Here is a 14,837-nt window from a genome sequence, read left to right as displayed (position 1 = left end):
TTTTAACTTAAGAGCTGACCATCGTTCCGCCATTCACATGAAGCACTTGACCGCTCACATAGCGTGAATCATCTGAAGCCAAGTAAATATAAGTCGGAGCAAGCTCAAACGGCTGACCTGCCCTTTTCATCGGTGTATCCGTTCCAAATTTCATCACATCTTTTTCCGAAAAGCTCGCTGGAATGAGCGGAGTCCAGATGGGACCTGGAGCTATTGCATTAACGCGAATCTGCTGTTTTTCCAATGATAAGGACAGAGAACGAGTAAAAGCAACGACAGCCCCTTTAGTAGCTGAATAATCAATTAGCTTTTTCTGACCTTCATAGGCAGTAACGGATGCAGTGTTAATAACGGCACTTCCCGCAGATAAATGAGGAAGCACTGCTTTTGTTAAGTAAAAATAAGAAAAAATATTTGTTTGAAACGTATTTTCCAACTGCTCTTTCGTAATATCAAGAATTGAATTTTGTACAAACTGTACAGCGTGATTATTGATTAATATATCGATTTTCCCAAACCTTTTCAGCGTTTGTTCTACTACATAAGAAGAGGTGTTTTCATCTCTTAAATCTGCTGCAATGAATAGGGCTTCTCCGCCCAACTCTTTTATTCTTTGCTCAGTTTCCGCTGCATCTTGATGTTCATTTAAGTAGACAATAACTACCTTTGCTCCCTCTTTTACAAATGCATAGGCAACAGCACGGCCAATTCCACTATCTCCGCCTGTTATAATAGCAACCTTGTCTTTTAACTTTCCAGAACCGTTATAAGCCGGATTTTCCGAAATAGGTCTTGGAGCCATCATATACTCATAGCCTGGCTGAATGTTTTGATGCTGAGGAGGAAAGGCAACGGGAACCTCTTTACACTCCTTATTAGCACTATAGTACTGATATACAGGATACATTTAGGACTCGCTCCTTTTAGACATTTACCCAGTAGTATATGCATATTATGTAAAAATAGTTAATCTAAATATTCCAAATAAGAGGAATATTGGTTTTTTTGTCGAAATATTGATGAGTAACAGAAAAATATTAACAGTAAAGGGGATTATTAGGTGAAATCGTTAGTAGGATTTTTTAACCGCCTAATGCAGCGGTACTTACCTGATCCATTCTTATTTGTCATCATTCTTACTTTTGTCGTTTTTGGATTAGGACTTATTTTCACAGACAACGGACCATACAAAATGGTACAGCATTGGGGAACAGGATTCTGGCAGCTTCTCACATTCTCCATGCAGATGGTACTAGTTTTAGTAACTGGACATGTTTTAGCTAGCAGCCGTATTTTCAAAAAGGGATTAGGAGCTCTGGCTGGCACCGCTAAATCACCTGGTCAGGCCATTATAATTGTTACGATTGTATCAATTATTGCCAGTTTAATTAACTGGGGTTTTGGACTTGTTATTGGAGCACTATTCGCGAAAGAGCTGGCGAAAAAAGTTAAGGGTGTTGATTACCGGCTATTAATTGCAAGCGCTTACTCAGGGTTTGTTGTTTGGCACGGGGGAATTTCAGGCTCTGTTCCATTAACGATTGCCACAAGCGGACATTTCACAGAGAATCTTATTGGTGTTATCTCAACAGAGCAGACAATCTTTTCTGTCTTTAATATTGTCATTATTGCAGCATTGTTTGTGATTATCCCTATTGTCAACAGGCTTATGATGCCATCAAAGGAGCAAACAGTTACAGTAGATCCTGCGATATTACAGGATGATGTACAGGCTGCCACATTAGAAAAAGGGGCAATGACTCCTGCAGAAAGACTTGAAAACAGCAGTCTAATTTCTTTGTTAATCGGGATCTTTGGTCTTGTTTTCTTATTTTACTATTTTGCAACAAATGGATTTAAACTAAATCTTGATATTGTTAACTTCTTATTCTTGTTCTTAGGTATCTTATTCCATGGAACACCTAAGCATTTCTTAGATGCTGTGCTAAATGCGGTAAAAGGAGCAAGTGGGATTATCGTTCAATTCCCTTTCTATGCTGGGATTATGGGAATGATGACAGCTTCCGGATTAGCGGCTGTTATTTCAAATGCATTCGTTTCTATTTCTAATGAATTTACTTTTCCATTTTTCGCCTTTATCAGTGCAGGGCTTGTCAACATCTTCATTCCTTCTGGAGGCGGACAATGGGCCGTTCAAGGACCTATTATGCTTGAAGCAGCTCAAGTATTAAATGCCTCCATTCCAAAGACAGCTATGGCCGTCGCATGGGGAGATGCTTGGACGAACTTAATTCAGCCGTTCTGGGCACTGCCAGCACTAGCGATTGCTGGTCTTCGAGCAAAGGATATTATGGGTTATTGTGTACTTACACTCGTCGTTTCAGGAATTATTATTTCAATCGGATTAACGTTTTTCTAAACAAAGGCAAGTTGTTGCCAGTTATTGTACTGGTAGCTCATATTATTCTACAAAGTAAAAGACGGACTCGAAAATGTCCGTCTTTTTTCATTTAAAGGGATGTTTTCCGCTCGACCTTCTACAATCTGAACACGTCACTGTTTTAGACGCATTGGAAGGAGCGGATGCTATTGAGTTCAGTTCCAAAGTAGACCCAGCGATTTCGTCTCCACCGCCATCCACCAATGGATGTTCTTCCAACGAAGACTGGGTAGAACCAAAAGCTGCGGCCAGTATTTAGCCAAATATAAGTAAACCTATTTAAACATCTTCTTATTGCCCCTGGATCAACAGCAAATGGAGTAACTTGCTGCATTTGCGGGGTGAAAGCAGGCGGCGGTGTGGAAGGTGGTCCCCCTTGCTGTCCTCCTCCATGCTGCTGACCTGACGGGTTACCCTGCTGTTGACCCGGAGGAAATCCGGACGGCTGACTTGGAGGGTACCCCATTTGCTGGCCTGGAGCGAATCCGGACGGCTGCCCCGGAGGATATCCCATCTGTTGGCCTGGGGCGAACCCTAACGGCTGCCCCGGAGGATAACCCATTTGCTGACCTGGGGCGAATCCGGACGGCTGGCCTGAAGGATACCCCATCTGTTGGCCTGGGGCGAATCCGGACGGCTGGCCCGGAGGATAACCCATCTGCTGGCCTGGGGCGAACCCGGACGGTTGGCCCGGAGGATAACCCATCTGCTGGCCTGGGGCGAATCCGGACGGCTGGCCTTGAGGGTACCCCATTTGCTGGCTTGAAGGGAATCCTGACGGCTGGCCTGGAAAGGATCCTGGGTTAGACCCGCCCGATAGGGGAACTAACGGGAACCCTCCACTTTCACCCGGATATGTTCGATCATTATTATGAAGCGACTCTACATCAAAAGGAATAGAATAGGGATAATGTCTAAAATCCATTTATGCTGATCTCCTCTCGCAATGCATTCCTTTTAATGTATGCAATTCGCCTAGGTTGGTGTTTGACTATGAACAATTTTCCAATTAGCATCTCATTGGAATTATTGAGGAGGCAACGGCTTTTCAATTTTCCTCTTCAGCTATTTGCAATATTTCGGATCTGATATTGTTACGCAGTTTGTCTACGATTGTAAAATCCATGGCATTTATATAAATCTTTTCTAATTCTTCCCTTTGAGCTTTTGCCTGAGCTAAATAGGAAATAGCTTCTTTCATTTTTGCTTTATATTGCTGACTGACTTCCTTAATTTGTTGGGCAAAAATTTCATCAGTGCCAGGCGAAACAATAATATCATACGTATCAATAATCTCATCTCCTGCTCGGTCTGGGAAATATTCATGCGGACTCGTGCTGTCAAAGATCGCAAGACCCAGTTCACGGAGAATTAACATATCCAAACTGTGCGGATCAAAGCCGCAATGGTAAATTTCTATATCAAATCCGCGTTTTTCGGCCTCTGCTGCTAATTTTTTTAGCATAGTAGATTTGCCCGTTCCAGCACGGCCCTTAATGAAATAACGCTTAGAAAGTCCTTCAGTCAAGTTTTGGACAAAATCGACCGCTCCAATCGGTGTTGCTGCTCCAAGGAAACGATGCTTCACATTGGAAGACTTATTTAAATACATATTTCCATAGAATTCCTCTAACAATTTAGTCGTCAGCCGATCCGCTTTTGCAAAATCCATATTTTCTATATATATATTTTCCCAGCTATCATGTATTTTTAGCGCTTCAGCTAGCTTGCTATAGGCCGTTTGAAAGGAACGGCTTACTTGTTCATTTATTTGGATTATTTCTTGTTTCTGCTCAGCCAAAGCCTTTGAATCCCAAGCTTCACCTAAATTCACATATTCCTCAATTGCACCTGGTGTCTGCGGTTCAATAATATGCGGGGCTGTTCCGTCAACAATCCCCACTTTAAGAGCAGGAATAATTACACCATCGATGGAGTTATTGTCAGATGAGCAGTGAATATATTCAAGATCATATCCCTTCCCTGCCCATTCCGATCCGATGGCCTTCATAAGAGAGGACTTTCCCGTTCCAGGACCGCCTTTTAAAATGAATATCCGCTCCAGTCCTTGCAGATTAGACTCGAACAAACTGTAAAAACCACGTGCTGTATTTCCGCCACCAAAGTAATTTAATATTTTTCCAGCCACTATTACACGTCCTTTCCCGTTCATTGTCTAGATTGTTTTCACCTTTACCATATGCACATTTGGGGTAATGGGTGAATGCCTATTTAGTGGAGCCGATATGTTTTTGAAAGTCTTTGAGTTTTGCAAAATTATTGGACAGGTTTTCGAGCAGGAAGATGTTTTTTGTCCAATAAAGTTTTTACAGCAAACCGCTCCCTACTTATAAAATACATTCCAAAAAGCACAAAAAAATACCACAGGACAACATGTCTGTGGCAATTTTTTGTGCTACCTTCATTCTTTACAAATATCCTCTAACTTTGCTTGAATGACTGCAGCAAGATCTTCTACTCTTAATTCCATTTGTACACCGATTTTGCCGCCGCTCACAATGATGCTTTCAAGCTCCGCAGCCTGAGCAGCAATAAAGGTCGGGTATTGCTTCTTCATGCCAACAGGAGAGCAGCCGCCGCGAATATAGCCTGTTAGCTTTTGAATATCCTTGACAGCAATCATTTCAATTTTCTTTTCTCCTGCTGCTTTTGCAGCTTTCTTTAAATCTAGCTCGGCCTCTACCGGAATAATAAACACATATAGCTGTTTACTGCTTCCGTGTGCAACAAGGGTTTTATACACCTCTTTCACATTTCTGTTAATTTTTTGTGCAACTGAGACACCATCAATCTTCCCATCTTGATTGTCGTAAGTCATTAAATGATAGTTCACTTTTTTAGTGTCGAGAATCCGCATTGCGTTCGTTTTCCCTTGTGCCATATTCGTACTCCTTGCAAATTTTTTCTCTATTTTATCATTATTACCGTAAAAAGCTGTAATCTATCAACCGAAAGAGTTATAAAGCATTTGTGAACCCGTAAACAGCAAAATAATATAAATGACGACCATAAACACCTTTTCACTCATTCGCTTAAATAGGAAGTGGCCTAATAATAGCCCCATTATGATTAGCGGAATAGCATAAGCACTAGAAGACCAGGTTATTTTTGCCGTTCCTGCAAAGATAATCTGGGAAACTAAACTCATGAAATAGATAAATAGGTAATAAGCAAGAGCAGTACTGCGGAGCTTTTCCTTTTCAGTGTCTGTACCAGTCAAATAAATCAATAAAGGAGGCCCTGCAAGACCCATGCTGACGGTTAAAACTCCGGAAATCCCTCCAACCAAGTAATCTCTTCCTTTTGTTTGTTTAATCCGGAATTTAAGCATTAACAATATGGTTGACAAAAGTATAATGATACCTATTGTCAGTTTTAATTTTCCGATATCTAATCCTAAATAAATAAGAAGACCCACAGGTAACCCAGCGACACTGCCAAGCATGATTCGTTTTAATAATCCGTAATCTATTGCGTTCTTTAGTTTTGGGATAAGTGTAAGAGAGATGGCTAGGGAAAGGATCAAATTAATTTGGACAGCTTCCCTCGGTTCAAATATTAAAAGAAGAAAAGGTGTGGCCATTAATGAAAAGCCAAACCCTGTACTTGCCTGCAGGATGGAGGCCAATAAAATAATAAAAATAAATAAAACAGTTGTAGCCATTAAGAGCACCTACTTTCCATCTCTTTAATAAAAGCTGTGAAAGATAAGTAAATTTTAACATAATTTTCAAATTTTCTGACCAAATCCTAAAATTAAATAAAAACTTTTTTCTATAAAGTCCATTACAAGAGTGTATTAGATTGAGATTACCTTTGAAATATTTGTAAAAAATAGTATTATTATAATAAGCCTTTTCTGCCAATAATATATAAATCTGTAAAACTATTGTTTTCCAAATTAATCCTGTAACCATTGTAGATATAATATAAGCCTAATAATAGAGGGGTTTTTTTATGATGAATAAGATCAATTTCGATAATCAGCAATTATTCATCCATGCTTTTGAACATGCCGGTATCGGGATGGCTATCGTCTCTGTAAATGGAAAAATAGTAAAGGTCAATCAATCTTTATGTGATATTATGGGCTACCAGGAAAGTGAGTTTTTGCAGCTTTCTGTTGATGATATTGTTCCGTCTGATGATGCAGAAATAGACGAGTATATTGTGCAACTTCTTACTGAGGGAAAGAAGAGTTCATTCGAAATTGAAAGGCGCTATATTCATAAAAATCAATACTATATATGGACTTTAATGAGCACAACTTTAGTAAGAGACGAGCAAGGAACCCCTTTATTCTATATTAGTCAGGTTCAAGATATTTCCGATCGGAAATACACGGAGGAAAAGCTGCGTGAAAGTGAAGAAAGGTATCACCGCTTAGTAGAGGAATCTCCAGATGGGGTTATCATTTTAAAAGGTGAAAAATGCATCTTTATTAACAGTACAGGCTTAGAAATCCTTGGCCTGCAGCACAAAGAACAAATTATCGGAAGATCGATTTATGACTTCATTGTTTATCAAGACCATGAACGATTTAAAAGCCGTGAACTAGATAAAATTTCAATTGGTTCATTTGAAATCAGATTTCTTAGAAGTGACGGGATGGGCATGAATGTGGAACTAAAAACAATCCCGACTATTTATGAAAATGCCCCGGCCGTACACATGATGATGAGAGATATAACTGAGAGAAAGAAAACCCAGGAATTAATGATAAATTCGGAAAGGCTAAAAATCGCTGGCCAACTAGCGGCAGGGATTGCACACGAGGTTCGAAATCCTTTAACGGCAATTAAAGGATTTTTTCATATGATGGAGAAGGATTCAAAACAAAATAAGTTATACTTTGACGTCATCCAATCAGAAATAATTCGAATGGAAACGATACTCAATGAATTGCTATTGCTAGCCAAGCCTCAGGAAACAAAATTTGCTAAGAAAAACATAGAGGCGATTATTAATCATGTTCTTACTTTATTAGAAACCCAAACAAAGCATAATAAAATCCAAATTATTAAGAGGATTGAACCTGATCTTCCTCTTATTGATTGCGATGAAAACAAATTAAAACAAGTATTTATCAACTTTTTTAAAAATGCTATAGAAGCAATGACACAAGGCGGAATGATTCATACATATGTCTCCCAAAAAACTCCTGACTGGATTATGATTAAGATTAACGACCAAGGTACCGGAATCCCAAATCATTTACTTGACCGAATTGGGGAGCCTTTTTTCACAACAAAAGAGACAGGAACCGGGCTCGGCATCATGATTTGTAAAAATATTATTGAAGAGCACAAAGGTTCCATTGTTATCGAGAGTTCCGCAAACGGGACGAATATTGAAATTCTGTTACCGATTTCCAAATAAAAGCAGGTGGATGTGATTCCCACCTGCTTCTTTCATTCCCAAACTATTCTTTCTTCGTAAATGTACTTGGCATGACAACAGCTAGTACCTCTCCGCGGGCACATACTGTTTCATTGGCAAAAACTTCAACGTCCACCTTCCATTTTTTCGGATGAATTTCCGTTACAGTTCCTACCGCTTTTAAAGGTATACCTTGAGGAGTTGGCTTCAGAAAATCAACCTTTAAGGATCCTGTTACAAAGCGAGGCGGCTCTGTACCATCTCCAACCTCATGCCCATTTTTCCTGTGCAGAGCCAGCGCAGCGGATCCTGTTCCGTGACAATCAACTAGTGAGGCAATTAATCCGCCATAAACGAACCCTGGAATGGCTGTATGTTCCTCTTCAGGTGTATAAATCGTTACTGTTTGGTCCCCTTGCCATCCTGTTCTAAAATGGTGCCCCTTCTCATTTAAGCGACCACATCCATAGCACCAAGCGATATCATCTGGATAAATATCCTGCACTGCGTGTTGTACTTTTTCTTCCATTTCCTCTCCCCCTTTTCAGAATATTATATAACATTCGCCCAATTACAGAAAGCGCTTCCAACTTTTCAGGACTAAAGTTTGGGAAATCAAGGTTGAAATCCTTTCAGGAATGGTATCGGCAGGAAACGGATTTTAATGAAATGATTTACAAAAAAATGGTTAAAATTCATCAATTTTCAATTATATCAAAATTTATTCATTATTTTAAAAAAACTTTCTTTTTCTGAAAAAACTTTGCAAATCCTTGATCTAATAGGACACTCGCTCTATTTCCTTCGATTTACAAAAAATTGTTTTTGACAATTTCAAACTATCAAAAGTATTATAGAATAACATAAGGAGGTATTTACATGGCCAATTTAAATAAACAGAAAATTGTTGAAAGCGTTCCCCAAAAAGGATTCTTTGGTCATCCTAAGGGATTATTTACTCTTTTCTTTACAGAATTCTGGGAGCGATTCTCATATTATGGCATGAGAGCAATCCTTGTTTACTATATGTACTACGAAGTCTCTAAGGGCGGCTTAGGGATTGATGAGTCAACGGCTCTTTCCATTATGTCCATATATGGTTCATTAGTTTATATGTCAGGTATTATCGGGGGCTGGTTAGCTGACCGAATTTTTGGTACATCAAAAGCCGTATTCTATGGCGGAATATTAATCATGCTTGGTCATATCGCTTTAGCTATTCCAGGTAATGTGACATTATTCTTTATTTCCATGGTTCTGATCGTTCTTGGTACTGGATTATTGAAGCCAAACGTTTCGAGTGTGGTCGGAGAAATTTATAGTGAAGCAGATAACCGCCGTGATGCCGGATTTAGTATTTTCTATATGGGGATCAACCTTGGTGGATTCCTTGCGCCGTTAATTGTCGGAAGTGTGATGGGCTATAGCTTCCATTTAGGCTTTGCTATTGCAGCTGTCGGAATGTTCTTAGGATTAATGGTCTTTATTTTCACAAAAAAGAAAAACCTTGGTCTAGCAGGTACAATTGTTCACAACCCGCTATCATCTGAGGAAAAGAAAAAGGCATTTACTCGATTTGGAATCGTAGCTGTGATTATCGCTATTCTTGTTGCGATTGCCATTCCAAATGGTCTATTAACATTTAAAAGCTTTATTGCCCTTGTAGGAATTCTTGGTTTATTAATCCCAACAGCATACTTTGTTGTCATGTACCGAAGCAAGAATACAACAGATGTTGAGCGCTCAAGAATCATTGCGTATATCCCACTATTCATTGCATCTGTTATGTTCTGGGCTATTCAGGAGCAAGGATCAACCATTCTTGCTAACTACGCAGATAAACGAACACAATTAGACTTCGCAGGCATTCATATTTCACCTGCATGGTTCCAATCATTGAACCCATTGTTTATTATCGTCTTTGCACCGATTTTTGCTTGGCTTTGGGTAAAACTAGGCAAACGCCAGCCATCCATTCCGCAAAAATTCTCACTTGGCTTGCTGTTCTCAGGATTATCATTCCTGATCATTTTATTACCAGCGTATTTCGGAGGAGCCAACTCATTGGTGAATCCATTATGGCTCGTTCTAAGCTATTTTGTCTGTGTACTTGGGGAGTTATGCTTATCACCAGTTGGACTTTCTGCTACAACAAAATTAGCACCAGCAGCTTTCTCTGCACAAACGATGAGCCTTTGGTTCTTATCAAATGCAGCAGCTCAAGCACTTAATGCGCAAATTGTTAAATTCTACTCACCTGCAACAGAAATGGCGTACTTCGGTATCATCGGAGGAGCATCTATCGTACTTGCGATCATTCTTTTCGCATTAGCGCCGAAAATTCAAGGCTTTATGAAGGGTATTCATTAATTATTTTCACAAAAAGGATCAGACTCACGACGAGTCTGATCCTTTTCTAGCATTAAATATCGACCTCTACACCAGCTCCAGCTTGAAGTGCTTTCTCGTAAGCCGCTGCTGCAACTGCTAAATCAAAATAAGCAACGCCCACTGACTTAAAGAAAGTAATTTCATCATCCCATTCCCTGCTTGGAATTTGCCCGGTTACTAATTCACCAAGCTCGCCGTGCAGCTTCGAAAAACTCCAATCTCCATTATTCACAGGAATGATAAAGTCTCCTGCTTCATCTTTCACGCCTTCAACAGTATCTGCGACAATCTTTGACGCTTTTAACAATGTATCAAGATCAACCTCCTGCATATGAGGCAAATATGACCCAACACCATTAATATGCGTCCCCGGCTTCAATGCCTTGCCTGAAAATACTGGTGTTTCAGAGCGGGTACTGCAAATAACAATTTCAACCTGTGAAACAGCCTCATCCGAATTCTCGATAATTTGAATCTCGCCGTTATAATTGGGGCTTAATGCCGCAATTTTATTTGCAAATGCATGTGCTTTTTCCTTCGTGCGATTATACAGCAGAATTTTTCGTATTGCACGGACCTCCAGGACAGCCTGCAGCTGTTCCTCCGCCATTCCCCCGCAGCCTATAACGGCAACGGATGATGCACTTTCTTTTGCTAGATACTTTGTTGCAATCCCACTTACTGCACCTGTACGAAGTCTTGTTAAATATGAGGCATTCAAGCAAGCAAGATGCTCACCATTACTTGTGTCACTTAGAATAATCACACCCTGGGTAGTCTTCTTCCCAATGGACGGGTTATTCGGAAATATCGTTACAACCTTCACAGCCGTTCTTCCGATCGGCTTCATCGCACTTGGCATATAGAGTGCCGATGCATTTTTTTCAGGAAATTCAAGAACAGTCCGGTGCGGGTTTAGGATTTCCCCTTCTATGTAGTGTTTCAAAGCTTGTTCTAAGTCCTGTATAGCGTCCTTCATTGAATAGAGAGAGCGTATTTCTTTTTCTGATAAAACTAGCAAATGATGAACCTTCTTTCTGTTGAAAAAGGGGGCACTTGCCGCAACCCCCTTTAATTTTTTTATGCTGCTTCTGAATCCAATTCCTGATTTTTACGATCACGTACCGCGGAAATGGCAATAAGAGAAATAAGCGCGGTTAAAATAATATATAATGCCACAGGCACATAGGAGTTGTTATATGCCTTTAGAAGGGCTGTCGCAACGAGCGGAGCTGTTCCTCCCGCTACTGCAGCTCCAATTTGATAGCCTAGTGAAATACCAGTATAACGGACATTCGATTTAAATATCTCCGAAAACATTGTTCCAAGCACAGCTGTGATAGGGGCCCAAATAATGCCCAAACCTAAAACAGTTGCCACAATGAGTAATAGTGCTGATTCCTGATGCAAAAGCCAAAAATACGGGAAAGCATAAATCATCATACATACTGTTCCACCGACATAAAGCTTCTTTCGGCCAATTTTGTCAGAGAGATTTCCCATAACCGGAATTAACAGCGTAGTCACAATTGTCGCGATTGTCACTGCATTTAAAGTGACTGTTCGCGAAAAACCAAGCTGCGTTGTCGCATAGGAGACAATAAATGTTCCAAAAATATAAAATGGCGCCGTTTCAACGACTTTAGCTCCAATGGCAATTAATACTTCCTTCCAATGCGTGCGCATCGTCTCCACGAATGGAACTTTAGCAATCTCCCCTTTTTCCTGCGCCTTTTTAAATGATGGAGTTTCATCAATTCCTTTTCTAATCCATAACCCAAAAATAACTAGTAAAGCACTTAATATGAACGGCACACGCCAGCCCCATGTGAGAAATGCATTTTCCGGAAGAAGTGTCATAATTGAGAGCGCAAGGGTTCCAAGAAGCATCCCAATTGTAACCCCCATTTGTGGAATACTGCCAAAAAATCCACGCTTCTCTTTTGGCGCGTATTCTACAGCAAGTAAAAGCGCACCTCCCCACTCTCCTCCAAGTCCAATGCCTTGAATAAGGCGCAGGATTATTAATAGAACCGGAGCCATCACCCCAATGGAGTCATACGTTGGCAGGAATCCCATCAAAACAGTTGCCCCCCCCATTAGAGAAAGAGTTAGGACAAGGGTCTTCTTTCTGCCAATTCGATCCCCAATATGACTAAAAATCACTCCCCCAATCGGCCTGATAAAAAAGGCAAGTGCAAAGGAAGCATAGGCTAGCATTAACCCTACTGTCGGGTCCGCACTATGAAAAAACATCTCATTAAATACTAAAGCAGCGACAGTCCCATATAAAAAATAATCAAACCATTCAATCGAGCTGCCTATTAGACTAGCAATTAATACTTTTTTTGTTACCTTATTTTCCATGATCTACCTCCTAATTGATTTATCATCATGATAACGACTTAGACAAAATTTTACAATATAGTAAATTAATTAGTTTTATATATCAAACTATTAAGCTTGCAAAGAATTCAAAACTACTATTTAGAATATTTAGAAATAAAATGGTTATTACATGCTGAAATTGCTATAATTTTCGTATGATAAAAATCGTTATATAGGGGAGTTTTGATATGAGAATTCAAAAAGTTGGACAAGTTGGGGTACCAGTAAAGGACTTAGACAGGGCAATTTGTTTTTATAGAGATATTTTAGGGCTTGATCTTCTTTTTCAAGCTGGTAATTTAGCCTTTTTCGACTGCAATGGGCTGCGTCTGCTTTTAAGTCCTCCTGAAAAAGACGAGTTTGCGCATTCGAGCTCAATTATATATTATCAAGTTGAACACATTCATGAGACCTATGAAGAGTTAAAGAAAAAAGGAGTGTCATTTATCGACGAACCTCATTTCATAGCAAAAGTGGGCGAAACAGAAACATGGATGGCCTTTTTCCAAGATCAAGAGGGCAACACACACGCATTAATGAGTGAGCTTTCCTCCTAATATAAAAATACCCTTTCATAAAAACACACTTTTTTGCAGTGTGTTTTTATTATGCCGAAAACCGTTTCACCCAAAGCTCATTCGCCTACCTATTATTATCTTGAAATAACTGCATTTTTACATAAAAATAGTGAAAGTCAAACCAGCCATTCTATTTGCAAGCACTTTCATTAACCTTCCAAATAAATACAAACAAAAAACCCCTAAATTATTATTGCAAAATAACTGAATAAACATTACAATTAAACGCATAAAAATTCATTACTAAAAACCAATTCATTATATAAAGGAGCTTTAAAATGGGCAAACCAATACAACAAGATCAAAAAGGCATCAACATCAATGCTTTTGTCCTTATTTTCTTTGTCATTGTTATTTCTACTATTCTGACCTATATTTTGCCAGCAGGTGAATATGATAGAATAGAAGAAGCTGGGAGAACGATTGTCGTACCAGATTCTTTTCATTTAACGGAGCAATCCCCTGTTGGATTTTTTAAAATTTTTACAAGTATTCATACAGGCATGGTTCAAGGAGCAGGCATCATTTTCTTCGTTTTACTAGTTGGTGGTGCATTTGGTATTTTGAAAGCGACTGGGGCCCTCGATGCCTTAATCGTGACGATTTCTAATAAACTAGCAAATAGAGAATTATTGCTTATTCCTGTGATTATGCTATTTTTTGCAGTTGGCGGAACGTTAATGGGGATGGCGGAGGAAACGGTCATTTACATTGCGATTATTACTCCGTTAGCCGTTGCTCTAGGATTCGATGCTATTGTCGGATTTGCCATTGTTTCTCTAGGAGCTAATATTGGTTTCATGAGTGCTGTTATGAATCCGTTTAATATCGGGGTTGCCCAAAGCATCGCTGAATTGCCTACTTTCTCAGGAATTGGGCTTCGTCTCGTCCTTTTAGCCACATTCTACCTTGCTGGGGTCATCTATATATATCGGTACGCTAAAAAAATCAATAAAAATCCAGAGCTTCGATTTCTAGGAAACTTCTATGATGGAAAAGAGAACACAAATACACAGGAAGCTAAACTGGAAACCCGCCATAAATGGGTGTTAGTAGCATTTCTAATCAATTTTGTCGTTCTCATCATTGGTGTTTTAAAATTTGGCTGGTACATTACTGAAATCGGCGCATTGTTTCTATTATTTGGTGTTATTATTGGAATCATCGGCAAGCTAAGTCCGAATAAAATTGCGGACAGCTTTATGAGCGGGGTTACGGAAGTAGTTGGCGGTGCCATCATTATCGGGTTTGCACAAGCCATTCTAGTTGTATTTCAGGACGGGAAGCTAATGGACTCTGTTCTCTACTACTCTTCTTCCTTACTTAGCCATCTTTCACCTGCATTAAATGCAGTCGGCATGTTTTTTGTACAGCTGTTTCTTAATTTCCTCGTTCCATCAGGAAGCGGACAGGCGGCCCTTACAATGCCGATTATGGCTCCATTGTCAGACCTAGTAGGTGTAACGAGACAGACAGCTGTTCTTGCATTTCAGCTTGGAGACGGTATTTCCAACTCTATTTTCCCAACAGCCGGTGTGTTAATTGCCGGATTAGCTATGGCTGGGATTCCTTATACAAAATGGGTAAGATGGGTGCTTCCATTCATTTTCATTGAAGTGGGATTAGCCATTGTCTTCCTTCTCATTGCACATGCGATTCACTACGGTCCTTTTTAAGAC

13 protein-coding genes are annotated in these 14,837 nt (G+C 39.7%); 5 read left to right on the top strand and 8 right to left on the bottom strand.

Annotated elements, in window-relative coordinates:
• Positions 1 to 7: 7 nt before the first annotated feature.
• The gene (locus H0173_RS16040) at positions 8 to 907 is read right to left on the bottom strand and encodes an SDR family oxidoreductase (RefSeq protein WP_221847513.1); all 900 of its coding nucleotides are present in this window, start codon (positions 905 to 907) and stop codon (positions 8 to 10) included.
• Positions 908 to 1,060: 153 nt separating this feature from the next.
• On the opposite strand from H0173_RS16040, the gene H0173_RS16035 reads away from it, so the two are divergent.
• A complete protein-coding gene (locus H0173_RS16035; protein ID WP_221847512.1) occupies positions 1,061 to 2,380 on the top strand; it encodes a short-chain fatty acid transporter in 1,320 nt (439 codons plus the stop codon).
• A 142-nt stretch (positions 2,381 to 2,522) separates the two neighbouring features.
• On the opposite strand, the gene H0173_RS16030 is transcribed toward H0173_RS16035, so the two are convergent.
• From H0173_RS16030 to H0173_RS16015, 4 genes are all read right to left on the bottom strand, one after another.
• The gene (locus H0173_RS16030) at positions 2,523 to 3,011 is read right to left on the bottom strand and encodes a hypothetical protein (RefSeq protein ID WP_260631221.1); all 489 of its coding nucleotides are present in this window, start codon (positions 3,009 to 3,011) and stop codon (positions 2,523 to 2,525) included.
• Between the two features lie 438 nt (positions 3,012 to 3,449).
• Positions 3,450 to 4,550, bottom strand: a complete 1,101-nt coding sequence (locus H0173_RS16025; protein WP_221847511.1) for a PRK06851 family protein — start codon at positions 4,548 to 4,550, stop codon at positions 3,450 to 3,452.
• A gap of 273 nt (positions 4,551 to 4,823) precedes the next feature.
• Positions 4,824 to 5,303, bottom strand: a complete 480-nt coding sequence (gene ybaK / locus H0173_RS16020) for a Cys-tRNA(Pro) deacylase (RefSeq protein WP_221847510.1) — start codon at positions 5,301 to 5,303, stop codon at positions 4,824 to 4,826.
• Between the two features lie 63 nt (positions 5,304 to 5,366).
• Entirely contained in the window at positions 5,367 to 6,086 is a 720-nt protein-coding gene (locus H0173_RS16015) for a sulfite exporter TauE/SafE family protein (RefSeq protein WP_221847509.1), read from the bottom strand.
• 296 nt (positions 6,087 to 6,382) lie between these two features.
• On the opposite strand from H0173_RS16015, the gene H0173_RS16010 reads away from it, so the two are divergent.
• Entirely contained in the window at positions 6,383 to 7,801 is a 1,419-nt protein-coding gene (locus tag H0173_RS16010) for a PAS domain S-box protein (protein WP_221847508.1), read from the top strand.
• Positions 7,802 to 7,844: 43 nt separating this feature from the next.
• Here the strand turns inward: H0173_RS16010 and H0173_RS16005 are convergent, their stop codons facing one another.
• Positions 7,845 to 8,330, bottom strand: coding sequence for a PaaI family thioesterase (locus H0173_RS16005; protein WP_221847507.1), 486 nt, complete (start codon positions 8,328 to 8,330; stop codon positions 7,845 to 7,847).
• Between the two features lie 350 nt (positions 8,331 to 8,680).
• Here H0173_RS16005 and H0173_RS16000 point away from each other — a divergent pair, with 350 nt between their 5' ends.
• On the top strand, positions 8,681 to 10,171 hold the full coding sequence (locus tag H0173_RS16000; RefSeq protein WP_221847506.1) for a peptide MFS transporter: 1,491 nt from the start codon (positions 8,681 to 8,683) through the stop codon (positions 10,169 to 10,171).
• Positions 10,172 to 10,223: 52 nt separating this feature from the next.
• Here the strand turns inward: H0173_RS16000 and H0173_RS15995 are convergent, their stop codons facing one another.
• Entirely contained in the window at positions 10,224 to 11,213 is a 990-nt protein-coding gene (locus H0173_RS15995) for an ornithine cyclodeaminase family protein (RefSeq protein WP_221847505.1), read from the bottom strand.
• A gap of 59 nt (positions 11,214 to 11,272) precedes the next feature.
• The gene (locus H0173_RS15990; protein WP_221847504.1) at positions 11,273 to 12,559 is read right to left on the bottom strand and encodes an MFS transporter; all 1,287 of its coding nucleotides are present in this window, start codon (positions 12,557 to 12,559) and stop codon (positions 11,273 to 11,275) included.
• Between the two features lie 209 nt (positions 12,560 to 12,768).
• Between H0173_RS15990 and H0173_RS15985 the strand changes: the two genes are divergently transcribed.
• Both H0173_RS15985 and H0173_RS15980 read left to right on the top strand, forming a co-directional pair.
• Positions 12,769 to 13,137 (top strand): VOC family protein, encoded by a 369-nt coding sequence (locus H0173_RS15985; protein WP_221847503.1) that lies wholly within the window; start codon positions 12,769 to 12,771, stop codon positions 13,135 to 13,137.
• 299 nt (positions 13,138 to 13,436) lie between these two features.
• Positions 13,437 to 14,834, top strand: a complete 1,398-nt coding sequence (locus H0173_RS15980) for a YfcC family protein (protein WP_221847502.1) — start codon at positions 13,437 to 13,439, stop codon at positions 14,832 to 14,834.
• Positions 14,835 to 14,837: the final 3 nt, after the last annotated feature.

It is taken from the genome of Bacillus sp. S/N-304-OC-R1 (genome assembly GCF_019749375.1).
GTDB lineage: Bacteria > Bacillota > Bacilli > Bacillales > Cytobacillaceae > Cytobacillus.
Note: the sequence above shows the minus strand (reverse complement) of the source record. Positions and strands in the feature narration are given on the sequence as shown.